Consider the following 25,514-nt stretch of genomic DNA (forward strand, 5'->3'; position numbering starts at 1 on the left):
CACCTGTCGTTGCCGAGGCGGGCGTTTTTTCCGCGTGCAGCACGGGATGGGCGGCGCGACGGATAGGGCGAGAGCAGGGGTGAGGGCGTTCGCACGGATACGCGCGCGCTCACCCGCCGCCATCGATATTGACGACGAAGCGCGTGGGCACCGTGTTGATCGCCGCGTCGAGGGCGAGCGGCGACGCAGGCGGTTTCCCGACCGGCCACGACACCTTGAACACACGCCGTTGCCCGGCAAGCGCATAGCCGAGCAGACCGCTGGTCAGCGGGTGCGACTTCCCTGCTGCGTCGACGAGACCGGACGCCCCGATCTGCGCGCGGGTGCCGCCGTGGTTTTCGGCTTCGAGGTGCCACACGCCGTCGATGGTCTTGAGTTTGAATCGCAGATCTGGCTTCGCGGGCACGGTCGGCGGCGCGACGAACACGGGAATCGAATAGCGCATATGAATGGTGATGCCGCTCTGCACGGGCTGACCGGGTTCGGGCAGTTCGTCGACGAGCAGGCGGAAACTTTGTTCGGTGGCGGGCGGCGTGTTCGCCATCCGCACAAGCCGGATGATCTGAGAACTGCCGGGTTCGATGCGCAGGATCGGCGGGCTGGCCGCAATGGCGTCGGTCGGCGTGAGCTTGTCTTCGCCATCCGCCTGCGTCCATGTGTAGATCCGGACCTGCCCGTAGACGGTCGTGTCGCCCGGATTGCTCAACGTCATGCCGATGGCGTTCTGTTTGGCTGCGAATTCGGCATTGACGGGGGAAATCTGAAGCGTGGCGGCTGCGGCGGGCAGACTGACGAGCGTCGCGGCAAGCACAAGGAGAAGAGGGGAGCGCAACGCAATGTGGCGAACAAATCCCGCCGCGCCGGTCATGGCGCGTCGCTCCGCCCCGAGGCGGAAAACTGTCATCGTTGGCGCCCCGCTAGAAGTAAACGGTCGCAGTGATCGACGTCGAATACGTATCGGGCCGGGGAATGGCGCCAGCCGATGTCGGGACCTGACCGTAGACGGTCACGGTCTGCGCTGAGCCGTTACCGGTGCCGCTGACCGTATCGGTGCCCTGAGACGTGCCCCAGTTGGTCGTGTGCTGTGAGTCCTGAAAGAGCCCGAACCCGACCGTCGCCGTGTTGCCGCTGGTGCCCCCTGCCAGCAAGCGTGCGCTGGTCGTCGAGCCTGTGGTGGTGCCTGCGCTCAGACCGACGTTGTAGGGCGTGGTATTCGTACACGTCACCGACAGGGTCGTCGTCGTCGTGAGTGGCGTCGTCAGGCTGGACACCGTCCCGAAGTTCATCGGTGTGGACGTGATCGAACAACCGGCCTGAATGATCAGCGTGACAGTGAAGGTGCTGGTGGCGGTGCCGTTGCTGTAGACCGCAGCGACCGCAGGCAGCGGCGGAACAAGCAAGAGGCTTGCCAGGAGGACGGTAATGCGCGCAACTGGTTTATTCATCGTCGGTTTCTCGAAAAAACGTCGGAGGGACCTAGCGGGCAAAAGGCGATGCAACTGCCGGCGCCGCATACCACGTTGATACGTAAAGTACGTCGCACTACTTAAGACATAGTGTATATCGCGGGCTTGCCTTTGTGTCATGCGAGTGACGAACGGCCACGGCTTAGCTCTTTTATTTCAAATGACCGTTTAATTCCGGATGAGCGGGCATTGCGTGCTACCCACAGCACTGCTAACTGTCATGCGTCTGTCATGAGCGAACGGTAACTTTCAAGCCGATTCAGGTTCTGTGCTCACCCGAAGGCGACGCGCGCCAACTCAGGCCCCGCACGTCCGGCCTTCTCAGCCAACGCCACTCTCGACGACATGACAGGCAGCTTCGCGCCGCTGCGCGCGTTCGCGCTTGCCGGCTTCGTGTTTTGCGGCGGCACGCTCGCCATCGCACAGCCTGCGTTACGCAGCGGCGACGCCTTTCTGTCCTTCGATATCCCCGCACAACCCCTGTCCGACGCCTTGCGCGAGTTCGCCCGCGTCACCCGCTTGCCCACGCTCTATAGAAGCGAACTGGTCGACGGGCTGGAGTCGTCGCCTGTTCATGGATTTCTGACGGCGCAAACGGCGCTCGCACAATTGCTTGAAAGCACGGGGCTCGTGGCGCAACGCATTGCCAGCGATACGGGACCGGCGTTCGTATTGCGCACAGCGGAGGGTGCGGCCTCGGGCGCGGCCGCGCGCGGTGGACTTGGCAACCTTGCGGGTTATCCGGCATTCGTTCAGGCGCGCGTGATGTCGGCCCTGTGCGCGGGCGGCGACAGCGCGCCGGGCGCGTATCGGGCGCTGCTGCGCTTTGGTGTCAGGCAGAGCGGTGCGCTTGAAAACGTTGAGCTGTTGAGCAGCACGGGCGACGCACGGCGCGACCGAGCCATCCTCGCCAGCTTGCAGCGTGTCGTATTGGACATCGCACCGCCCGCCGACCTGCATCAACCGCTCACGCTGCTGATCGTGCCGAGCGCGGCGCGCGCGACCGACGCGACGCCCCCATGCATGTCTGAGCGCCGGGAACGCTAGGCATGGCGCACGATTCCCAACCGGCCCTCTCCGAATACCTGATCCGCCATTACGGTGCGCTCAAGCGCCGGGTGACGCATCTGCTCGGCAGCAGCGATCTGGCCAGCGACGCCTTGCACGACGCATGGCTGCGCGTGAACGCCGAACCGGCGCCGCCGTCGGACGACGCGAGCGACCCCGGCGAACCCGGTGACGCCAGCGAAGCGGCCCATGCCTTACCAGCGTCGGTGCGCAGCCCCGGCAGCTATCTGGTGCGCATGGCGATCAACATTGCAGTGGACGCCTTGCGTCGCAACAGCCGCGCCTTGCCGCTCGACGAGGTGGACGCGCTCATCGAGCTGGCCGACCCCGCACCCGGTCCGGCACAGACGGTGCAGGCGCGCATCGAGATGCAGACGATGATGCAGTGGCTGGAGCGCATGCCCGAACGCCGTCGCGAGATCTTCGTACTCGTTCACTTCGAGAACCTGCTTCAGTCTGACGTCGCGCAGCGTTTGGGGTGCTCCAAACGTACCGTGGAGTATGAGCTCAAGCATGCACACGATTATCTGGCGCGAAAAATGGAGCGGGACACGTGATGGCACTCACAACGGCGCACACCAAAGCTCGCGTAATGCCGCGTAAGAATTCGATCAGCGAAAAGTTTGCGGATTTCGCGCTTGCCATCCGTCTACCTACTGGCGGACGTGGCAAAACCGCGTGCGAGCCTCGTCGGTGGGGCTCCGGCATGACGATGAGTGCCCCGGCGCTGTGCACCATCGAATAACAAGACAGACATGACTTCCATTCCTGACGACCACGCCAACACCCCGGACGAGCTGCATCGGCAAGCCTGGGTCTGGTTGCGCCTGCTTAAGTCGGACACCGTCAGGCAATGGGATGCAGAGCGATTCAGACACTGGCTCGACGCCAGTCCGGCGCACAAGGCGGCGTTCAATGCCGCCCGAGCGCAGTGGGACAGCTACACCCCCGCTGCGGCGGCGCTCGGTCAGACACTCGGACGACGCACGCCGCCGGTGCGCGTCGCCGTTCGCACTGGCCGCCGCGCCTTTCTCGGCACGATGGTCGCGGGCGGCGCTGCGTTGGCGGTGGCCGCCATCGTCCATCCGCCTGCGGGGTTGTGGCCGTCCCCCGATCAATGGGGCGCGGACTACAGCACTGCAACCGGCGAACAGCGTGCTATCCGGTTGGCTGGTTCGGCTGGACAGGTCGACGTCACGCTCAACACCCAGACCCGCATTCGTACGGATGTGTCCGCCAGCGTGCCGGGCATCGAACTGCTGAGCGGGGAAGCGGCCGTCGATCTGCCCGGTGGCCGTGGGAACGGTATGGGTACGGCGTTTGTTGTGGCGGCCGCAGGTGGCACGAGTTCGTCGACCTCTGGGCGATTCGAGGTGCGGTATCTCGACGGCCGCGTGTGTGTGACTTGCCTGTCCGGTGCGGTGCGTGTCGATCATCCGATGGGGCAGCGCGTGCTGCACGCGGCGCAGCAGACGGCGTACGACCGTCACCAACTCGCCGGTGTGACGCTGGCCGACGCCGCCAATGTGTCCGCATGGCGCAATGGCGAACTGGTGTTTCGTCAGACGCGTCTGGCGGTCGTGCTCGACGAGATCAACCGGTATCGTCCGGGGCGCATCGTCCTGATGAACGACAAGGTGCGCAACCAGCCTGTGAGCGGCAGCTTTTACATCGCATCGCTCGATCGCGCCATCGCCCAGTTGCAATACAGCTTCGATCTGCACGCTCGCCAGTTGCCGGGCGGTCTGCTCGTTCTCACCTGATCCGGTTGGTTCCCTTGAAGTGAAGCGCGCGTCGGCTGAGTGGCCGATGCGCTTCGCATGCCTTCAAAAACGCATTGCCACAGCCGTCTGCAAAAAATTTTGCGGACTCCATTCGCCGGGTTCGTCTTAGCTCGTCACGACGTTTCTGCGACACCGTCACTCGGGTCGTAGTGCGCACAAATCTACGGGAAAAGCCGATTCGCACGCATGGGGAATGTCGCGTTGCGGGGCCGGCGCAGAATGAGGCGAGAGTTCCAGATGGTCACACGCGGACAGACGGGCAAGACGGTTCAGTCACGACATTCGACGCCAGGCGCACGACGTTTGCGCCTCTCGCCAATGACGCACGCCGTCGCACTGGTGCTCGCCACCGGCAGCTTCTGGAGCGAGGCCCACGCGCAGCAGGCGTTCAGCAACGCATGGTTCGCCGCACGCGGTGCTGCGCAGACCACGGCGGCGCAAACGGGACGTCTGCCGAACGGTATGCCCGTCTCGTCGCTGCAGAACCCAGGCGAACAGCAGCAACGTGCCAATCAGGCGTTGCAGAACTCCATCGCCAATCTCGCAACCGCAGCGCAAGGCATCGCGGCGATGCAGGCCGCACAGACGGCGGCGCGTCAGGCGGCCGCTGCGTCTCCGGAAGCGATTCCCGACGGTCTCGCCGAAGGCGGCCTGAAGGTCGACACGAACAGTCTCACTGCGGGCTGGATCAACGCGAAGAAGGACATCGCGCAATCGCGCGACGCCGCTGGCAACACCAACGTCAAGATCGAGCAAACGGGCGAGAAAGCCATTCTGAACTGGGAGACGTTCAACGTCGGGCGTCGCACGACGGTCGAATTCGCGCAGCAGCCGGGCTGGGCGGTGCTTAACCGCGTGAACGATCCGAACGCGCGTCCCAGCCAGATTCAGGGGCAGATCAAGGCGGATGGCACGGTCGTGATCGTCAACCGCAACGGCATTCAGTTCACGGGCACGGCGCAGGTCGATACGCGCAATCTGGTGGCGGCTGCCGTGGGCATGACGAACGACCAATTCAATCGCGGCATCTACGGCACGGCCCTCGCCAGTGTGACGGTGCCGACGTTCGCCAATGACCTGACCGTCACCGGCTCAGGGTTCACGCACACCGGCGCGACGGCCAATGTGGTCGTCGATGCGGGTGCGCGCATCAACACGCGCAAGCCGCAGTCGGTGACCGAAGGCGGCGGCTACGTGCTGCTGCTCGGTCGCGAAGCGCATAACCGAGGCACGATCGTCACCCCCTCAGGCCAGACGGTGATCGCGGGTGGCGACGCGTTCGTCATCCGTCGCGGTATGGGTACGGACGGCAATCCAAATTCGAGCACGCGCGGCAACGAAGTCACGCCGAGCCTCCTCGCGGGATCGACGGCCGGACGCGTCAGCAACAGCGGTCTGATTCAGGCGCCGCTGGGTGACATCTCGCTGGTGGGGCGTCAGGTCGAGCAAAGCGGCGTGCTGGTTACCTCGACCTCCGTCAACACGCGCGGCACGATTCACCTGACGGCGAGTGGCGACACGAACGCGCTGGTGCACGTGGCACCGGGCGCACTGAATGCCATCGTGCTCGATACTTCCGGCGATACCGCGCTCGACGTGCAACGCGCTACGTTGCTTGCCGACACGGCAAAGGTCGCGGAATCCGGACTGTACAACCGTCGCGATCAGTCGCTGGTGCAGATCGTCTCGTCGGGCGATGTGCTGCTCGACAGCGACACGCTCACGCTCGCGACCGGCGGACAGATCAACGTCGCCGCAACGCGACGCATGATTGCCATGGAACGCGCCAAACTTGATGTGTCGGGCGCGGTCGGTGTGCAAATGGCGATGGCGTCCAACAATCTCGAAGTCAACATTCAGGGCAACGAGCAGCGCGACGCACCCACCAATCGCGACACCCAACGACTGAACAGTCTGACGGTCTTCATCGACCGTCGTTATCTGGTGCGCGTGCCGGCGGGCACGCAAGGCTACTCGACCGATCGCTGGTACACGTCGGGCGGCTTGCTGGAAGTCAGCGGTTATCTCAACACCGCGCAGCACGGCGTTGGCGAATGGGCCGCGCAGGGGGGCACGGTGCAATTGGGCGGCGCGCAAGTCGTCACGCGCGCTGGTTCGCTCATCAATCTGGCCGGTGGCACGCTCGACGTGCAGACGGGCATGATCCGGCAAAGCTGGTTGCGCGCAGAAGACGGCCAGTTCTATCGCGTCGACAACGCACCGGGCGACCTGCGCTACCTCGGCGTGTATCGCGGCTTCGAAGTTGCCCACGCGCGCTGGGGCAAGAACACGACCGAGGCGTATGCCACGCCGTTCATCGCGCCGGGCGAGCGGCTTGAGAACGGCTACACCGTGGGGCGCGACGCCGGACGTCTGATCGTCTCCGGACAGTCGGCGGTGCTCGAAGGCGACGTCGATACCACCGTCTACCAAGGCTCGCGTCAGACGCAAGCAGCGGATCGGGGGCTGTATGACGGTTACCTGCAATCGCAACTCGCCGCGCCGCGTGGCGGGCAGTTGATCGTCGGCAAGCTCACGCCGTATTACGACGACACGTCGCTCACCTTGCGCGACAGTCCGAACGCCGTCGTGCGTACGATCGATGTCGGCGATATTCAGGCGTTGGCGGCGTCCATTGCGCTGGATGCCGACATCGATGCGCAACGCGCGGGGAAGATTTCGCTCGACGCCGGCTGGCTCAATCGGCAGCACTTCGGCGGCGTGAAATTGCTCGCGACCGAGCGCGTTGGCCTCTCCCGCGATCTGCGTGTGGCGGATGGCGGCGACATCGGCCTGCATGCGACGCGCGTAGACATCGACGCGAACCTCACCGCGCGAAGCGGCGCGATCAACGTCGGCAACATGCTGCGTCGCGTGAACGAGAATCAGGGCGGCGGGTTATGGCAAGACCTGCCGGTCGTCGACACCACCAGAGTCGCGGGGACGCAATACGTAAAGGTCGCGAGCGGCGCAACGCTCGACGCGCGCGGGGTGTGGAGCCGGGCCATCGACGGTGATGCGGGCGTTCACGGCATGCCGTATCTCGATGGCGGGTCCGTCGCGCTATCGAGCACGGGCGACGTGATTCTGTCCAAGGGCAGTGCTATCGACGTCTCATCCGGGGCCGCGCTGCTGGCCAACGGCACGGTACGCGGCGGCAAGGGCGGCAGCGTGTCGTTGCTCGCGAGCCAGTACGACACGAACGGCACCCGCGTGGGCGCGTTGCATGTCGACGGCGACCTGCGCGCCTTCGGCGTGAACGGCGGCGGCACGCTCAAGATCGACACCGGTAACGGCGTGATCATCGGTGCCCCGGGGCTGGTCAAAGACGGTTGGCTCGGCGTTGGCGAAACGTCGCCGGTCGCGCTCACTCTCTTGCAGGAGTACGTGATCAAAGCCGGCACGGTCATGTCGACGGACTTCGTGCAGACCGTCTCCACCGTGCGCGCCGGCGAAGTGCTGACGACGCAGCCGGTCTTCACCACGGCAGCCCCCGGCGTGCTGTCGGCCCCCTGGACGGTGCCCGCTGGCGTGAACGGCACGGCTTACGTCGTCTACGATCAGTACGGGAACGCGTTCCGCTCAGGCGACGTCGTGCCCGTCGATCGCAAAATCTCCCGCGGCGAGGGGATGATTGCCAGCGGTTATGTCGTGCCCGCGAACGTGTTTCCGGCCGGTTGGACGATAGTGGCTTACGACGTCGTCGCGAAGGCCGGGCAACCGCTTCCTGCGGACGTTCGATTGGAAAAAGGCGCGACGATTCCGGCCGGTCTCTCGCTGGTCGATGCCGTGCGTGTGGCTTCCCCTACGTCGCTCGGCACCGGTCTCTTCTCCAGCGGCTTCGCCCGCTACGACGTAAAGGGACAACTCGGCTTGGTGGTTGCGGACAACGTGCGACTTGACGTCGCGATGCCGGTCTTCAACGTCGACGTACAAGCTGCGCGCGACGCCCAAAGCGGCACCGTTCCGCGACAGATGCTGTCCGTCTGGCTGCCGCCCGAATGGCAGGCCGACGCCGCGAAGGGCACTGTGTCGCAACGCGGCGGCGCGGACATTGCGCTGTCGGCGGGCGCGTCGTACAAACGCGCGGACTTGCGTCTGGGCAGCGGCTCGCAAATCTCGGTGGACGCCGGTCGCAGCATCACGCTTACTGGCAATCGTCAGATGACGTTGCTCGGCGGCCTGCATGCGGCGTCGGGCACCCTGAGCGTGCTGGCGGGCGAATTCCTCACCGAAGGCTCGAATCTGCCCGAAGGTCGTCTCACACCGACCTCCATGTGGATCGGCGAGAACGCCGTACTCGACGTGGCGGCGCGTCCGTTCGTGGCGCGCTCGACTGCCGGCACCTACACCGGCAAGGTGGCCGATGGCGGCACGATCCAGATTGGCGCGAAGTATGTGCCCGGTGCGACGAAGTTGGTCGGGGCCGACGCGTTCATCGTCGTGCGTTCGGGGGCGACACTTGACGCTTCCGGCGCCGTCGCCGACATCGACCTGCCGGGGCTGGGCCGCACACGCGTCGCCAGCAACGGTGGCGTGATCTCGCTGGCGTCCGGTCGCGGCCTGTATCTGGACGGCGACATGAAGGCCGAGGCTGGTGGCGCGGGTGCGGCGGGCGGCACGCTGAACGTGGCGCTGGACACGCCGCTCTACGGCCGCGTGGATCGCACCAGCCTCAAGGGTGCCAACGTCGACGATGCGGTACGCGTCGCGCGGGAAATGATCCTCGCGCAAACGCAAGGCCCGAGCGAATTGTCGGACGCACTGCTGCCCGGTCAGATGGGCGGGGCCGGAGGGCTGGTGCTCGGACGGGCGCGTATCGGCGTCGACCGCATCAAGGCCGGTGGCTTCGACAACCTGTCGCTGATGGCCAACGGCATGCTCGATTTCGCGGGGGACGTGAGCCTGTCGATGGGCCAGAGTCTGCGCATCGCGGCAAGCTCGCTGGGGCTGGCGAGCGGCGCGGCACCTGCCACGCGCGTGAAACTCGCTGCGCCATATGTGCAAGTCGCGTCGGCGGGGGGCGGTCAGGACGACAACTTCATCCTGCCCAATCCGGTCAACGGTTCGAAGAACGGCGGGCGGGGCATCGGCGTGCTTGGTGTGCCCAACTTCGCCCCTGACGCTCGATTCGACATCGACGCGTCGCTCATCGATCTCACGGGCATGGTTCAGTTCGGCACCGCCGGGACCATCGAGACGAACAGCGGGACACCGGTCAAGGTCGAGCGTCTGGCGTTCGGCGACGTTGTGCTGCGCAGCGCCGGGGACATACGTCTGCTCGACAGGCAGGAACTCTACGTGCCGGGCGACCTGACACTGGCCGCCGCGCAGATCTATCCGGCGGCGAACGCGAGCGGCAAGTTCGTGGTGGGCCAGTACAAGGCGTCGAACGGCGCTATCGAACTCGACCCGAAGCGCGTACTGACGATCGCTCGCACGACCGAGGTGCTGCCCGAGCAGCCCTATTCTCTCTTCGGCAGTCTCATGCTGGTCGCGCCGACGATCCGTCAGGGCGGCGTGTTGCGCGCGCCGATGGGCACGATCACGGTCGGTAGTCAGTTTGGCGGGGAGGGCGTCGGCATGTTTCATCTGCTGCCCGGCAGCGTGACGTCGGTGAGCGCGAACGGTCTCGTGATGCCTTACGGCGGCTCGCTCGACGGGCTCAGCTACATGTACGCGGGCAACGACGTGCAGACCTTCTGGCCGGGCGGTGGCCCGTCCGTCATCGTCACCAGTCACGCCATCGCGGTGGAAAAGGGGGCCGTGATCGATCTGTCGGGCGGCGGCGAGATTCGCGGTGCGGCGTTCCTGGCCGGACGTGGCGGCTCCGTCGACGTTCGCCTCTCGCCGCTCATGCAAGTCGTGCAGACCGGCAACAAGGGAAGTTTCCGTTTGCCCGCGCTGTCGACCAATCCGGTCTACGCCATCGTGCCGGGGACGCAACCGGCCTACGCCCCGGTGCTCGGCGAGCGCGGTGCAGGCGACCCGCTCATCGGCCAGCGGATCACGATCGGCGCCGGTGTGCCCGGACTGCCTGCGGGCACCTACACATTGCTGCCGTCGACGTTTGCCCTGCTGCCGGGCGCGTTCCGCGTCGAATTGCAGACGCAGGCCACCGTCGACGCTTCGCTCGGTCCGGTCGCCATGCGCAACGGTTCGCTCACCGCACCGGTGACCCTGAGCGTGAACAACACCGGCATTCGCAATGCCGCGCCGACGCAGGCCTTGCTGAGCCCGGCGAGCGTGCTGCGCACATATGCGCAGTACAACGAAATGAGCTACGCGGGCTATGTCCGTGCGAGTTCGGCGCGCAATGGCGTGTCTCGCTCGCTTGTCGAAGCCGATGCCAAGCGTCTGGATCTGAAATTCCTGAGCGACAGAGAGGCGGGCAAGGTGGTCGATGTGCCCGCGTTGCGCTTCGACGGACTGATGGCGGGCGCCGCGGCCAAGGACGGTTACGGCAGCAGTCTGCTGATTTCCTCGCTAGGTGAGCGCGTGGAGATACTCGGGCCACGCGCGACGCCGACCGTGGGCGACCGGACGCTCATCTCACTCAACGCCGCCGATCTGAACGCCGTCGGTGCGGCGCGTATCGGGATCGGCGGGTTGCCGGAGGTGACGACGAGTACCAGCAGCCTGCTGGCGTCGGCCATGAGGGCGTCGATTAACGGTGCGCTCAAGTATGTGGTGCTACGCGGCGGCGCGATGCTGCGCGCCAGCGAAGTCTTCATTTCGTCGAACTCGCCGCAGGACGGCATTCGTATCGAGCAGGGCAGCGGCATCAGCACGCTCGGCTACGGCAAGCCGATGTGGGATTCCACGCTCGGCTATGTCTACGCGCCCGGCTCGAAGGCCGTACTGGCCGTCTCCAATGGTCGATTGACGATGTTGGCACCCGAGGCGGGCAGTCCGACCGAGGGGGCAGGCGCCATCGATCTGGGCGTGTGCGCGCCGGGCGCGACCTGTTCGGGCGAGACGCTGCTGCTCTCCGAAGGCAGCATCGCCGTGTCGACGGACAAACGTTTCACGATCACCGATGCGGTGCGCTACGGCGCGCGTCAGTTGGCGCTGACGGTCGGCCGGGTGAACGTCGGCAGTCAGGCGTCGCTCGACGCACTCGCCGCCAAGGGACGACTGGCCGACGGGCTGACGCTCGACCAATCCATGCTGAGCCGCCTGCTGCGTGGCGATACCGCGTACGGCACGCCCGCGCTTGAGAGTCTGTCGCTCGTCGCGCGAGACTCGATCAACTTCTTCGATTCCGTCGAACTCTCGACCCTCGACCCGGCGACGGGCAAGTCGCGCATCGACACGCTCGTGCTCGGCACACCGGCCATCTTCGGCTATGGCTCGGCCGACGCACTCGCGCGCATCCGTACCGATCGCCTCGTATGGAGCGGTTCGAAGTCGCCGGCCGGTGCGGTGACGGCCGACGGCGCCGGCACCGGCAGCGGGCGCTTCGTCATCGACGCGAAGGAGATTGTGCTCGGCTACGGGCCCGCCACGCAGCCGGACAGCAACAACGACCAGAACCGGATGGCGCTCGGGTTCTCCACGGTGAATCTGAACGCCAGCGAGCGCGTGAGCGCCAATTACAAGGGCGGTCTGTCCGTCTACCGGTCGCAGCAAGGCTGGAATGCGCAGACGAAGGATTACGACTACAGCGGCGGCGACCTCGTCATCGATACGCCGCTGCTCACAGGCGCTGCCGGTTCGACGAGCAGCTACACGACCGGGGGCAACCTGACGGTGACCAACGCCCGTGCCCGTGCCAAACCGGTGCTGACCAATGCCGACTTCGTGGGGGCTCTGGGCGCGGACGTCTCCCTCAAGGCCGGTGGCACGGTGAACCTCGACACCGGTGTGGTGCTGCCGAGCGGTCGACTGAGCGTGGCGGCGCAGGGCGAGGTGACGCTGGGCGATAACGCGCAACTGGATCTCGCAGGTCGCAAGCTCGATTTCTTCGACGTGAGCAAGTACAGCTGGGGCGGCGACGTCCTGCTGTCGAGCGCCAACGGCAACGTGCGTCAGGCGGCCGGATCGCGCATCGATCTGTCGGCAATGGAAAACCGTGCGGGCAAGCTGTCGGTGGTGGCGCTGGGTGCCTCGGGTGGCAACGTTTCGTTGCTGGGCAAACTGTTGGGCAGCGCGACCGGCCAGTACGATGCGGGCGGCACGCTCGTTCCGTTCTCCGCCGGGGGGATCGATGTGCGCGCGCAACGCATCGACGATTTCACAGCACTCAATGCGCGCCTGACCGACGGCGGTGTGTTCGGCAGCCGCAGCTTCCAGATCAAACAGGGCGATCTCGTCGTCGGCGACGAACTCAGGGCGCGCGAGATCACGCTTTCGGTCGACGGCGGACATCTCGAAGTCCGGGGCCGTGTGGACGCCAGCGGCGATCAGGTGGGGACGATTCGCCTGTCGGCGCGCGATGGCGTGAGCGTGAGCGGCGCAGCCGTGCTGGATGCGCACGGCAAGGTCGCTCGTCGCGACAGCTATGGTCAGATCATCGAAGCGGCGAATCGCGCCGTCATCGAAATCAACGGCAGCGAAGGGCGCGTGGTGCTCGCAGACGGCGCACGTCTCGATGTGCGGGGGGGCACGGACGGTACGTCGCTCAACGTTGGAACGCTGGAGATCAGCGCCAAACGTCTCGGTGCCGGAGGTGGCGCGACGGGCAACGATATTGCCATCGACGCGGGCGGCAATGTGGTGATCGACGGCGCGCGCGCCATCACCGTCAATGGGATGTATCGCGATCTGGATGCCCCGACGGGCACCGATACGGCGGTCGATGGCCGCCCCTATCAAGTCGTCAATCGGGCATACCTCGACGCACTCCACGCGAAGAACGAAACGTTCATGACGAACGCGCTCGCCAACGGGGCAATGCTCGCACGGCTGGCGGGGCTGCGTCGCTATACGGACGCGTTTCATCTGCGTCCGGGCGTTGAGATCATGAGCAAGACGCCGGACGGCGACATCCATCTCGACGGCGACATCGACCTGTCTCGCTATCGCTACGCGAGTCTGAACCCGCATACGCAGAAGACAGGCGTGTATGGCAGCGGGGAGGCGGGCGCGTTGACGATTCGGGCGGGGGGCGACCTGAAGGTTTATGGCAGCGTAAGCGACGGCTTCGACACCACCCGTCTCACGCCGGGCACGGACAGCAAGGGCTGGGTGCTCACGAGCGGCGTGGCCGGTTGGGGCGGAGATGCGGTCGTGCCGGTGGGCGGGCAGGTGAAGCTGGCCGCAGGGACGGCATTCCCGGTCGGACGCGCACTCAACTACGACATCCCCGTACAGGCGACGACGCTGCCGCTCGGCCTGCGCTTGCCGACACGCGTCTCGCTCACGGGCACGCTGACGTTGCCGGCCGGCACGGTCCTTGGCGGCGCGGTGCGCGACGCCGCAGGCAACGTGATCTACGCCGCAGGTGCCGTGTTGCCGTCTGCCGTGACGCTGCGCAGCGCAACGCAACTCGACGCCGGTAACGTGCTGCCTGCTGCGACTGCCGTGGCGGCGCTCACGTGGCCTGCCGGTGCCGTCGTGCCGGTAAAGCTGGTGCTCGCGAACGCCGTGGATCTGCGCAAGGGCGCGATCATTCCTGCGGAAACGGATGTGAAGTTGCCGGGCGGCGCGACGGTCGTCAAACTGCGCCCGGCGGACGCGGACGGCGTGCAGGGCAACTTGCTCGCGATCGCGCCGATGCTCGCGCCGGGTTCGGCGTCATGGTCGATGCGATTCGTGGCCGGGGCCGACACGACAGCGGCCGATCCGCGCGCATTGCAGCCCGACAGCAAGCGCGGGCATCTGGTGCTTTCCGACACGCACTACGGCATGGGAGAAGAGCGGGTCAAGGTGCCGGGCAGCGGGTCGCCGGGCGTCTTCAGATGGGGCGATTACGGCGACTGGTACGGCGGCATTCCCGGCGAGATCGTGACGCAAGCCGAGCTGGAAATGCTGGGCATTGTGGAAGACGGCGACATCGACGGCATCAACGGCGGCTACGACGTGATTCGTCTCGTCACGCCAGGCACGCCGCCGACGTACACCTTCAATTCGCTGCCGGCACGCGAACCGGCGTTCAGCGTGTTGCGTACCGGGACCGGCGATCTCGATATGCTTGCGGCGGGCAACTTCACGATGAATTCGCCGTTCGGCGTCTACACCGCAGGCACGCAAGCCGCCGACGTCACGGGGGCGTACAACCTCGCTCGCGGCAAAGTGAAGGGCGCGAACGTGCTCGGTGCCGACGGCGCGACGTTCGAGAAATACGTCGACGGCAAGACAGACAGTCTTTACGGCGCGTGGTATCCGGAGCATGGCGGTAACCTGTTCGTTCGCGCGGGCGGCGACATTCGCGGCGACATCGCGGCGGACGGCTCGGGCTTTCGTCGCACGACGAGCTTCGGGATGCCGCGCGCAGCGGCCGACATGTCGAACGTGGGCAATTGGCTCTGGCGACAGGGCTCCGGTTCGGCGATTGCCGACGGCGGCGTGCCGGGTGCGTGGTGGATCAACTTCGGGACCTACACCGTGGGTCCGTCCGAAGGTTATGACGCATTCGCCAAGATGCCGTATCTGGTCGGCTTCACTGGGCTGGGTACGCTGGGCGGCGGCAATCTCGTCATGGAGGCCGGCGGCAACGCGGGGATGCTTGAGTCACGCATGGGCCCGAGCAATTCGGATGCGACGAAAGTCTTTGCACGTAGTCAGGGCGTGAACGTCGCGGTGGCCAGTACGGGACGTGTGTCTGCCGACGGATCGCAGATCGTGCTGACAGGCGGCGGCGATCTGGACATTCGCATCGGCGGCGGACTCAACCCGGTGCGAGACGTGCGCGCGATCGCACCCGCCAACAACGAGATCAGCGAGTCGACGGCGTGGCGCAATGCCAATCTGTCCCTCTATGGCACCTTTACGAATCTGCGCGGCGCAACGCGCGTAGAAGCCGGCGCACTGGGTGGCAGCGGCGCGGTTGCAGGCGGAGCCGATCTGCGTGAGTCGCGTGCGACGAGCCCGTTCGTGGTGTCGGGCGGCATGGCCAGCGGTGGCCCGACGCTTGTGCTCGGGGATTCGGGTGCGCGCGTCGAAACCCGTGGCGATCTCGTCATCGGCGGCTATGGCGACGCGACCCGCACGAAGCAGCGCAACAACGGCACACCGTTCTCGGTGGGCGGCGTGGATTACAGCGGCGAGGGTTTCAGTTGGTTCACGCTGTGGACCCCTTCGACCGCCATCGATCTCTTCAGCGCCGGGGGCAGCGTGGCACCGCTCACCGCCATCGCCGATCGCACCCGTGTGGGGGGCAACCATTCACCGACCGACGGCCGCTTCGTTCTGCCCGCCACGTTGCGTGTGACGGCGGGCGCGGGCAACATCTTCAACGGTCCCGCCGCGACTGACAGCTTCTTCGCGAACGGCGCACAGACAACGGCAGATACACCGATGCTGCTCGCGCCCGAGCCGGTCAGCAGTTTGTTCAAGGTGAGCAGCGACGGTGGGGCGCTCGAAATGCTCGCGGGGCAATCGATGTTCGGCGGCGGGTTCCCGATCAGCCGCTCGGCGGCCGATCCGCGCGCGTTGCCCACGCCGCAATCGCCTGCGTTTGCCGGGGGGGTGGCCGATATCCCGGGCAATCGTTCGTATCTCACGAACGTGCGGCAGGACGCGCTCGCGCCCGATCTTTTCTACTACTACGGTGCCTCTGGTGCCAACGTGTTCCCCATGTTCAGCCTGACGCCGGCCACCGTTTCGGGCTATGACGTTGGCCATGTGTCGCCGGCACGCTTCTACGCGGTAGCAGGCGACATCGTGGGCCTTCAGACGGGCGGCATCAACTACCGGGCGTCGTTGTCCCCGAAGCAGGGGCTGGAGGCCACGTGGTACGAGGGCAACGGGGCGGTAGCGATTCGTGCGGGACGCGACATCGTGAATTCCGGCACGCCGCTCGGCACGTATCTGGTCTCCAACAGCGACTTTGCTGGCTGGTCGATGACGCGCGACGCGCTCGATCCGTCCAAGCCGGGCACGCCGAGCCGGCGCACCGGTGTGGCGACGCAAGGCAACGTGATCGTTCACAACCGCGCCGACGACGTCTCCGTGGTCTCCGCCGGACGCGACGTGCGCTACAGCACGTTCTACGTCATCGGGCCGGGCGCGCTGGAGGTGACGGCGGGACGCGACGTGTTCATGGGCGACACTGCGGAGTTGCGCAGCCTCGGTGGGGTCGTCAACGTTAAACCCGGCGACCGAAGCAATGGCGCTGCGATTGCGGTCGCGGCGGGCGTCGGTCCGAAGGGGCTCGACGGTGTCGACTTCAAGGCCTTCGCCGCACGCTATCTCGACGCGGCCAATCAGGCCGATCCCGGCCGCACGCTGTCGGATCAACCGGGCAAGGCCGTGGTCGTCTACGGTGGCGAACTCACACTCGTGGGGTGGCTGCAACAGGAGTTCGGTTATCGCGGCGACGCAGCCGGTGCCGACGCCTTCCTCGTGAGCAAGCAGGCCGAGCTGAACGCTGCCAACGCGGCGAGTCAGGCGGGCAGTGGCGCGGCAAAGCGCGACCTGCGCAATGAGTACGCGCAGCAGAGCCAGTTGCATCTCGTGAACTGGCTGACGACGCGCTACGGTGGGCCAAACAACGCAGGGTTGCATTTCGATGCGACGTCCATGAACGCGCGTCAGTTCTTCGACGCGCTCGCGCCGGAGCAACAACGCACGTATCTGCGCGACGTGTACTTTGCGGAGCTGCGGGCGTCTGGGCGCGAGTACAACGAGACTGGCGGCGCGCGTGCGGGCAGTTATCTGCGCGGACGCGAAGCCATCGCCACGCTGTTCCCAACGCACGACGCCGCCGGAAACCCGCTGACATACGAGGGCAGCGTCACGATGTACAGCAGCGCGAAGTATTACCTGCAAAACCTGAATCGCGAGGCGACAGTGCGTCCGCTGCCGGGCGTTCAGTATCTGACGCAGGCGCAATGGATTGCCCGTGGCAGCCCGCAATACGACGTGCCGCATTACGAAGTGCAGGACGCTGGGATTCACACGGACTTCGGTGGCGGGATCAGCATCGTCACGCCGGGCGGACGAACGCTGATCGGCGTAGACGGCGGCTTCGTCCCCGGCGAAGGATCGGGTGTCCTCACGCAGGGTCGCGGCAACGTGGATCTGTATTCGCGAGACAGCATCCTGTTGGGCCAGAGCCGTATCTTCACGACGTTCGGCGGCAATGTACTGGCGTGGTCGGCGCAGGGAGACATCAACGCCGGGCGCGGTTCGAAGTCGACGGTGGTCTACACGCCGCAGCGTCGGGTGTACGACGAGATGGGCATGGTTTCGCTGTCGCCGACGACACCGAACACCGGGGCCGGTATCGCAACGCTCAATCCGATTCCGGAGATTCCGCCGGGCGACATCGACCTGATCGCGCCGCTCGGCACGATCGATGCGGGCGAAGCGGGCATTCGCGTGTCCGGCAACGTCAACATCGCGGCGCTACGCGTGCTAAATGCCGACAACATTCAGGTGCAGGGCAAGTCGGTGGGCATTCCGACCATCGCAGCGGTGAATGTGGGGGCGTTGACGAACGCAAGCGCGACGGCCGCGCAGGCGGCTGCCGCAGCGCAGGATGCTGTGTCACGCGACCGGGCTAGCCAACGCGCAGGACAGTCGTCGATCTTCACGGTGCGGATGCTGGGCGCGTCGGTGCAGGGTTCGCAGGGCGAGGCGGACGGCAAGCCGTCGGCAGCCAACGGCGACGCGGCACGCTACGGGGCAGGCTATCGGTACGATGCATCAAGCCCCGTGCAGATTCTCGGCATGGGCGGCAAGGTCGATCCCGCACTCTGGCGTAGCTTGAGCGACGCCGAGCGTAAGCGGATGCAACCGGCTGCGGCGCAGAGTCATTGAGGCGAGATGCAGTTCGATGGGAAGGGGCCGGTGGCGATTGCCGTCGGCGCCGTCTGAGAATTCATTTGGGACGTCGACCGGCCATCCGCTCAGGCGCTAGCTGACAACAACGGTGCCACACGCGCGATCAGGCCCGTCCGGTCTGTTCGATTCTCCAGCACCAGTCGCGCGCGATGGCGCTCGGCGACCCGACCGACAATCGACAAGCCCAGGCCGCTGCCTTGCCCGACCGCCTCGTCACCGCGATAGAACCGCGTGGTGACCTTCTCAAGTTCATTCGGCGCGACACCGGGTCCGGTATCGATCACTTCCAGTGTCACGCCGCTGCTACCGCTCGACAGCCGCACATCGACGGCACCGCCCCGCGGCGTATGACGAAGCGCGTTGTCGACAAGATTCGCCAACAGCATGGTGAGGCCGGTGCTGGCGTTTCCATCAATGCAGACAGCAACGCGAATTCGCGGGGGAGAAGGTCGACCGCCTGCCCATCGAGCGAAACCGTGTGGGCGGAAGGGTCCAGCATCAGCGTGCCGTGCACGTAGAGCGGTGCAGCCTGTCCGACTCGGCGACGGCCCAGTGCTCTGACCCGGGCGGCCAGCTCGTCCAGTTCGAACGGTTTGACCAGATAGTCGTCGGCTCCGGCATCCAGCCCCTGCACGCGATCCGTCAGGGCGTCGCGGGCCGTGAGAATCAGGACGAACTGCTGCCGTTGGCGCGTCAGGCGAGTGAGCTGGCGCAGGCACGCTATGAGACCTATCGGGAGGCAGTCAGCGCAGGCAATCTGACATCGGATAACGTCAGCGCAGCGCTGACTTCCGCGCAGGATACCCACAAGCAATACACCGACTTGCAGCATGCGGATCTTCAGGCGCATGCCGATCTCAACGCATTGCTAGGTTTGTCGCCGGAGACGGAACTCACGCTCATTGGCGGTGCGCGGGATGTTGCGGCGTCCGACGTCGCACTGGATGAGGCCGTCGGCCATCTCGCACAACGTCGCGCCGATTTGCTGGCGCTGGCACAAGGTTATGCAGCGCAGGACGCACAGTACCGCCAGGCCATTCTCAAACAGTTCCCGAGTCTGACGGTGGGTTTTGTCCGAGCGCGTGACACCTCAAACGTCTACACCTCAGGCTTTCAGATCAATCTGAGCCTGCCCATCTTCAATCGAAATCAGGGCAACGTCGCCATCGAATCCGCGACGCGCACCCGGCTGCATGACGAGTACCAGATTCGTCTGAATCAGGCCTATGCCGATATCGCCCGGTTGCGCGCGGATCGCACGATTTCGCGCACGCAGCTACGCGACGTCGAAGGCGTGCTTCCCGGTCTGTCGCAAGTGAGCGCCGACGCAACCCGCGAGTTTCAAGCCCGCAATCTCACGCTCACCGCCTATACCGACAGCCGTCTGGCGTGGTTGGCAAAGTCCATCGAGGCGTTGTCACTGCGTGAGGCCGTCGAAGAGCAGGACATCACCATCGAAACACTGGCCGGACTGGCCATGGTGTCCGACAGCACTCCGTCCAAGGAATCCAATCATGAACAGAAATAAACAAGCGGCCGCGCGTCGCTGGGCCAGCGCACGCCCGCAAATTCTCTCGCTGGGGCAGGCCGGCGTACTCGGTCTGGGTTGTCTGCTCGCCTCGTTTAGCGGCAGCGCAGCGGCAGATGCGGCCACCGTCTCGGTGACGGCGTTACCGGTCAGGCAAGCGGTGATTGCGCAACCGGTCAGCGCGTACGGTGCCGTGTCGGCGTCCGGCGCGGCGGTTCAGTCCGTCACGCTGCCCTATACGGTGCGGATTGCGGCGCTTCGCGTCGCGCCCGGTCAGCGGGTTGCCAAGGGAACGCCGCTGATGGACGTAGTAGCGGACGCTGCCGCGACCCTCGCTCGCGATCAGGCCAGTACGGCGCTGGCAGCGGCCCGTCGAGACCTGGCGCATACGCGCGCGCTTTACGACACCCATCTGGCGACGCAATCGCAACTCGACGCGGCGCAAAAATCGCTGGACGACGCCGTGCAGGCCGAGGCGGTTCAACAGCGTGTCGGCGCGACGAACGGAACGCAAACGCTGCGCGCGCCCTTTGACGGCGTGGTCGTCCAACTGAGTGCGGGGCAGGGCGATCAGGTTGCAAGCGGAGCACCGCTCGGCCTGCTGGCCCGCGACGCACAGCACGCTCAAGTGCCGAACCTTGTCCTGAACGTCGAGCCATCGCTCGCGGCCAGTATTCACCCAGGGGACGTGGTCGAGGTCCGGCCGGTCTCCGCCAATCTGACGGGCGGTGTCGTCACCGGACGCGTCGCCACCATCGGTGCCGCCATCGATCCGGTCACGCAAGCCGTGGTTGTGACGGCGCATGCGCCTGCGAGCCCGGGCCTGATTCCTGGAACGCGCGTAAGCGCATCGATCCAGACGCGACCGGCGCAACACTGGGTTGTGCCGCGTAGCGCCGTGCTTCGCGACAAGGACGGCGCGTATCTCTTCCAGATCGACGGCTTGCACCGTGCGCACCGAATCGCGGTGCGTCCGGAAGTCGACGCCGGGGAGAAATACGGTGTCGACGGCGATCTGCTCAAAGGGGCACCGGTCGTCGTGGCAGGCAACTACGAGTTGACCGAAGGCATGACGGTGACCGTCGCAGGAGACCACTGATGAGTTTCGTGCAATGGATGCAGGCGCACCGGCGCTCGTTGCTGTTCGTCGTGTCGATGATCGCGATTGCGGGCGCACTCATGTCGACGCAGTTGCCGATTTCGCTGTTTCCGGACGTTGCGTTCCCGCGCGTCGTCGTGTCACTGGACGCCGGTGATCGCCCCGCCGAGCAAATGGCGACGCTCGTCACCATGCCGGTCGAAGAGGCGCTGCATCGTGCGCCGAACGTGCGCGGCGTGACGTCCCGAACGAGTCGCGGCAGCGCCGAGATTGCGGTGAACTTCGACTGGGGCACCGACATGGCGTTGGCCACGCTTCAGATTCAGTCGGCCATCGCAGAGACGTTGCCCTCGCTACCGGCTGGGACGTCGACGCGGGTGCGGCGAATGGACCCGACGGTGTTTCCCGTCATCGCCTATAGCCTGACGAGCGCGAAACGCTCGCCTTCGGAGCTGTACAACCTTGCCCAGTATCAGTTGCGCCCGCTGCTGTCGGCCGTAGCCGGGGTGGCGAGAGTCGAGGCCGCAGGCGGTGCGCAGGACGAGCTTGAAGTCACTGTCGACCCCCTTCGGCTCGCCGCCTACAAGCTTGCGATCGGTGATGTAGTCAAGGCGGTCGGGGCAAGCAACGTGTTGCTCGCGAGCGGTCGGCTCGAAGATCACGACAAGCTGTATCTGGCTATCGCACACGCGTCGCTGACGTCGCCGCAGACGCTTGCCGGGGTGGTCGTGGCGAACACGCCGGGCGGACCGGTCCATTTGTCGGACGTCGCGAACATCTCGCAGGGGACCGTTCCGCAATGGCTGCGTGTCACCGCCAATGGCCGCGACGCCGTGCTGCTCAACATCTACCAGCAGCCGGGCGCCAACAGTGTGGCGATTGCGCGCGACGTTCAGGCAAAGCTGGTGGACTTCAAGGCGCAGTTGCCGTCGGACGTGAAGCTCTCCAACTGGTACGACCAAAGTGAGCTTGTCATCGCGTCTGCGGCCAGCGTTCGCGACGCCATGCTCATCGGCGTCGTGCTGGCCGCCTTTACGTTGCTGCTGTTTCTGCGGAACTGGAAAATCACTGCCATCGCTGTGGCGCAAGTGCCTGTCGTGATGGCGGCAACGTTTCTGGTGCTCCATCTATTCGGCATGGGACTCAACATCATGACGCTGGGCGGCATGGCGGCGGCCGTCGGTCTGATCATCGACGACGCCATCGTGATGATCGAGCACATCGTGCGGCGCATGCATGAGCATGGCGCAGAGAAGTTTCACGGCCGGGTCATGGCGGCGGCGCTTGAGTTCACGCGACCGCTTGCCGGTTCGTCGGCAGCCACGCTGATCATCTTTGTGCCGCTGGCCTTCTGACAGGCGTCACCGGTGCGTTCTTCAAGGCGCTTTCCGTCACGATGGCAAGCGCGCTCTTTGTGTCGTTCTGTGTGACGTGGCTGGCGATTCCGCTGCTTTGCGATCACTGGCTGACGGCAAAAGACGCCCATGCGGACAGCAGCGGCAAGATTGCGCGATGGGTCGACGCCCGCTACACACGTGTGGTGAGAGGGCTCACACTGCGCCCGTCACGCATGCTGCTCGGGATTGTCCCGCTCGCGGCGGCTGCCGCATTCGCGTTCACGCAGGTTGGCAGCGGCTTCATGCCGAGCATGGACGAGGGCGGCTTCGTGCTGGACTATCACACGGCCCCGGGCACATCGGTGACGGAGAGCGATCGACTGGTGCGCCAGATCGAGCAGATCGTTCAGTCCAACCCGAATGTGCAGACGTACTCGCGACGCACCGGGACAGGGCTGGGCGATGGTCTGGGTGAGCCGAATCGAGGGGACTTCTTCGTGCGGTTGAAGTCCGGCGGCAGGCAACCGATCGATACCGTGATGAACGACATTCGCACACAGGTGGAAGCGAGGGTGCCCGGCGTGAGCGTTGAGTTTGCTCAACTGATGGAGGATCTCATCGGCGATCTGACGGCGGTGCCTCAACCCGTGCAAATCAAGATTTACGGCGACGATCAGGCGGTGCTGGAGGCTACGGCCCGCAAGGTCGCGGGGGCCCTCGCGCACGTGTCGGGCGTCGTCGATGTGAATGACGGGATCAATCCGGCCGGTGACGCGCTCGACATCCAGATCCAGCCCGACGCGGCGGCCGCGCAGGGTGTCGATCCGCAGTGGGTGGCCCAACAGGTTTCTGATCTGCTGGCAGGCAATGTGGCGACGACCTATCAGGTCGGCGTCAAAGCCATGGGGATTCGCGTTCAGCTGACCGGTGCGAAGGCGCTGACCGATACTGGGCTTGCCCAATTGCTCCTGCGCGCACCCGACGGTCATCTGTTTCCGTTAGACCGCGTGGCCAAACTTGTCCCGGTCACCGGACAACCCGAAATCGAACGGGACAACCTGAAGCCGATGGTGGCGGTCACGGCGCGGATCAGCGGGCGCGATCTCGGCTCGGTAATCGGCGATGTGAAGCAGATGCTCGGCACGCAGCCGTTGCTTCCCAAGGGCACCTACTACGCGCTGGGCGGGCTCTACGAGCAGCAGCAAATCGCGTTCCACGGTCTGATGGTCGTGTTCGGGGCGGCCGTCGCACTGGTCTTTGCGCTGTTGCTGTTCCTTTACGAGCGATTTCGTGTGGCGGCCGCCGTGCTGGCCATGCCGATGCTGGCCGCTGGTGCGGTATTCGTCGGCTTGTGGGTGACCGGCATCGAGTTGAACATCACGGCGATGATGGGGATGACGATGATCATCGGCATCGTGACGGAGGTGGCGATCTTCTATGTATCGGAGCTTCAGAGCCTGACGCGGGAGGGCATGCCGCTGGAAGAAGCGCTGATTGTCGCCGGGCAGAATCGCCTTCGTCCGATTGCGATGACGACGTTGGCCGCGATCCTCGCACTGCTGCCGCTGGCGTTCGCGATCGGACAAGGCTCCGCCATGCAACAGCCATTGGCGGTGGCCATCATCGCGGGCCTTATCGTCCAGATGCCGCTGGTCCTTCTGGCGCTGCCCGCATTGCTTAAGGCTGTTCTTCGTCCCAAATCGCAATGACGACCGTCCAGGCTTGAGTGTGCAGTCCCGGAGGAAATTGCCTCGTGGGTTTGCCGCAATGGATGGCGTTCAGTGCGGGACCTGCAAACGGTGCGCTGTGATCGGCATGAGTCGCGTCACTGCGCACCGTTTGATGATTCAGCGGTTCAGATTCTCCCGCTTACCAATTCGTTTCCCGCTCCGGCGTCGCCGTGATCTTGTGGATTGAGAGGTCGGCGCCGTAGTACTCCTGTTCGTCGTCGAGTCGTAATCCTGAGACGCGTTTGATGACCCCATACACGAGGTAGCCACCGGCGAAGGCGATCGCCACGCCCATCACCGTGCCGACGATCTGTGCGACGAAGCTCACACCGCCGAGTCCACCGAGCGCCTTCTGTCCGAAGATGCCAGCCGCCAGCCCACCCCAGATGCCGCACACGCCATGCAGCGGCCACACGCCAAGCACGTCGTCGATGCGCAGACGGTTCTGCGTCACCGTGAACAGCCACACGAACAGACCGCCAGCGACCGCACCCACGACCAGCGCACCGAGCGGGTGCATGACGTCCGACCCTGCACACACGGCAACGAGTCCCGCAAGCGGCCCGTTATGGATGAAGCCCGGGTCGTCGCGTCCCACCCACATGGCAACCAGCGTGCCGCCGACCATCGCCATGAGCGAGTTCACGGCAACGAGCCCCGAGATGCCACCGACGCGCTGGGCGCTCATCACGTTAAAGCCGAACCAGCCGACGATCAGAATCCATGCGCCAAGGGCCAGGAACGGAATCGACGACGGCGGATGCGCGGCGACCTGACCCTGACCGTTGTAGCGCCCGCGTCGCGCGCCGAGATGCAACACCGCCGCAAGACCAATCCATCCCCCCACCGCATGCACGACGACCGAACCTGCGAAATCGTGGAAGGGCGCGCCGAGCGTTTGGGTGAGCCAGTCCTGAATGCCGAGATGCCCGTTCCACGCGATGCCTTCGAAGAAGGGGTAGATCACGCCAACGAGAAAGAACGTGGCCACCGACTGCGGATGAAACTTGGCGCGCTCGGCAATGCCGCCAGACACGATGGCCGGGATGGCAGCCGCGAACGTCAGCAGGAAAAAGAACTTAATCAGCGCGTAGCCGTTGTGCTCGGACAGCACCGTGGCGCTCGACCAGAAGTCCACGCCATAGGCGAGCGGATAACCGATGAAGAAATACGCGAGTCCCGAGACGGCGAAGTCCGTGAGGATCTTGACCAGCGCGTTGACCTGATTCTTCTTGCGGACAGTGCCAAGCTCGAGAAACGCGAAACCGGCGTGCATGGCAAGCACCAGGATCGCGCCGAGCAGCAGGAACAGCACGTCGCCGGGTGTATTGGAATTGGGCATGAATGTGCTCTTTTGGTGCAAACGTGAGAAGAAACGAAGATATGCAAGAGCGATGCCAGGAATCGCTAGCGCATTGATATCTATGTGAGTTTTATCTGGTGATGTGACATTCGGTGCTTCAGGGTGCACGGTCGTGGTGCCGCAAACCGACGCCGCGGGCGTTCTTCGTGCATGCGGACATTGCGGATTGTGGAAAAGCGGTGAAAGGCT

At 65.3% G+C, this 25,514-nt stretch carries 10 protein-coding genes and 2 pseudogenes; 7 read left to right on the forward strand and 5 right to left on the reverse strand.

Annotated features, from left to right (window positions below; translation table 11 throughout):
- Positions 1-109: 109 nt before the first annotated feature.
- On the reverse strand, positions 110-904 hold the full coding sequence (locus tag NTU39_RS08535) for a fimbrial biogenesis chaperone (RefSeq protein ID WP_257959661.1): 795 nt from the start codon (positions 902-904) through the stop codon (positions 110-112).
- A 13-nt stretch (positions 905-917) separates the two neighbouring features.
- Positions 918-1,445 (reverse strand): Csu type fimbrial protein, encoded by a 528-nt coding sequence (locus NTU39_RS08540; RefSeq protein ID WP_373275369.1) that lies wholly within the window; start codon positions 1,443-1,445, stop codon positions 918-920.
- A gap of 366 nt (positions 1,446-1,811) precedes the next feature.
- On the opposite strand from NTU39_RS08540, the gene NTU39_RS08545 reads away from it, so the two are divergent.
- The 4 genes from NTU39_RS08545 to NTU39_RS08560 all read left to right on the forward strand — a co-directional run bounded on the left by NTU39_RS08545 (position 1,812) and on the right by NTU39_RS08560 (position 18,244).
- The gene (locus NTU39_RS08545; protein WP_150665707.1) at positions 1,812-2,513 is read left to right on the forward strand and encodes an STN domain-containing protein; all 702 of its coding nucleotides are present in this window, start codon (positions 1,812-1,814) and stop codon (positions 2,511-2,513) included.
- Positions 2,514-2,515: 2 nt separating this feature from the next.
- Positions 2,516-3,091, forward strand: coding sequence for an RNA polymerase sigma factor (locus tag NTU39_RS08550; protein WP_150665706.1), 576 nt, complete (start codon positions 2,516-2,518; stop codon positions 3,089-3,091).
- Between the two features lie 198 nt (positions 3,092-3,289).
- Positions 3,290-4,297, forward strand: a complete 1,008-nt coding sequence (locus NTU39_RS08555) for a FecR family protein (RefSeq protein ID WP_150665705.1) — start codon at positions 3,290-3,292, stop codon at positions 4,295-4,297.
- A 258-nt stretch (positions 4,298-4,555) separates the two neighbouring features.
- Positions 4,556-18,244: a filamentous hemagglutinin family protein gene (locus tag NTU39_RS08560; RefSeq protein WP_257959662.1), complete on the forward strand. Its 13,689-nt coding sequence runs from the start codon at positions 4,556-4,558 to the stop codon at positions 18,242-18,244.
- An 89-nt stretch (positions 18,245-18,333) separates the two neighbouring features.
- Here the strand turns inward: NTU39_RS08560 and NTU39_RS08565 are convergent, their stop codons facing one another.
- Together NTU39_RS08565 and NTU39_RS26910 are read right to left on the reverse strand one after the other, a co-directional pair.
- Positions 18,334-18,654 carry an ATP-binding protein gene (locus NTU39_RS08565; RefSeq protein WP_150665703.1) on the reverse strand — a complete coding sequence of 107 codons (321 nt, stop codon included), beginning with the start codon at positions 18,652-18,654 and terminating at the stop codon, positions 18,334-18,336.
- Positions 18,655-18,668: 14 nt separating this feature from the next.
- Positions 18,669-18,941: pseudogene (locus tag NTU39_RS26910) on the reverse strand (response regulator); the annotation flags it as partial.
- Between the two features lie 150 nt (positions 18,942-19,091).
- On the opposite strand from NTU39_RS26910, the gene NTU39_RS08575 reads away from it, so the two are divergent.
- The 3 genes and pseudogenes from NTU39_RS08575 to NTU39_RS08585 all read left to right on the forward strand — a co-directional run bounded on the left by NTU39_RS08575 (position 19,092) and on the right by NTU39_RS08585 (position 23,941).
- Positions 19,092-19,796, forward strand: coding sequence for a TolC family protein (locus NTU39_RS08575; RefSeq protein WP_505557879.1), 705 nt, complete (start codon positions 19,092-19,094; stop codon positions 19,794-19,796).
- Positions 19,783-20,895, forward strand: a complete 1,113-nt coding sequence (locus NTU39_RS08580; RefSeq protein ID WP_150665701.1) for an efflux RND transporter periplasmic adaptor subunit — start codon at positions 19,783-19,785, stop codon at positions 20,893-20,895. The genes NTU39_RS08575 and NTU39_RS08580 overlap by 14 nt, the downstream gene beginning before the upstream one ends.
- Positions 20,895-23,941, forward strand: a pseudogene (locus NTU39_RS08585) (efflux RND transporter permease subunit). The gene NTU39_RS08580 and the pseudogene NTU39_RS08585 overlap by 1 nt, the downstream one beginning before the upstream one ends.
- Positions 23,942-24,101: 160 nt before the next feature.
- Here the strand turns inward: NTU39_RS08585 and NTU39_RS08590 are convergent.
- On the reverse strand, positions 24,102-25,304 hold the full coding sequence (locus NTU39_RS08590) for an ammonium transporter (RefSeq protein ID WP_150665700.1): 1,203 nt from the start codon (positions 25,302-25,304) through the stop codon (positions 24,102-24,104).
- Positions 25,305-25,514: the final 210 nt, after the last annotated feature.

This window comes from Pandoraea commovens (assembly GCF_024704525.1).
Classification (GTDB): domain Bacteria; phylum Pseudomonadota; class Gammaproteobacteria; order Burkholderiales; family Burkholderiaceae; genus Pandoraea; species Pandoraea commovens.

Excerpts from the sequence above, each read along its gene's own strand:
- NTU39_RS08535 (WP_257959661.1), bottom strand. The coding sequence starts at position 904 with ATGACAGTTTTCCGCCTCGGGGCGGAGCGACGCGCCATGACCGGCGCG.
- NTU39_RS08540 (WP_373275369.1), bottom strand. The coding sequence starts at position 1,445 with ATGAATAAACCAGTTGCGCGCATTACCGTCCTCCTGGCAAGCCTCTTG.
- NTU39_RS08545 (WP_150665707.1), top strand. The coding sequence starts at position 1,812 with ATGACAGGCAGCTTCGCGCCGCTGCGCGCGTTCGCGCTTGCCGGCTTC.
- NTU39_RS08550 (WP_150665706.1), top strand. The coding sequence starts at position 2,516 with ATGGCGCACGATTCCCAACCGGCCCTCTCCGAATACCTGATCCGCCAT.
- NTU39_RS08555 (WP_150665705.1), top strand. The coding sequence starts at position 3,290 with ATGACTTCCATTCCTGACGACCACGCCAACACCCCGGACGAGCTGCAT.
- NTU39_RS08560 (WP_257959662.1), top strand. The coding sequence starts at position 4,556 with ATGGTCACACGCGGACAGACGGGCAAGACGGTTCAGTCACGACATTCG.
- NTU39_RS08565 (WP_150665703.1), bottom strand. The coding sequence starts at position 18,654 with ATGCTGTTGGCGAATCTTGTCGACAACGCGCTTCGTCATACGCCGCGG.
- NTU39_RS08580 (WP_150665701.1), top strand. The coding sequence starts at position 19,783 with ATGAACAGAAATAAACAAGCGGCCGCGCGTCGCTGGGCCAGCGCACGC.
- NTU39_RS08590 (WP_150665700.1), bottom strand. The coding sequence starts at position 25,304 with ATGCCCAATTCCAATACACCCGGCGACGTGCTGTTCCTGCTGCTCGGC.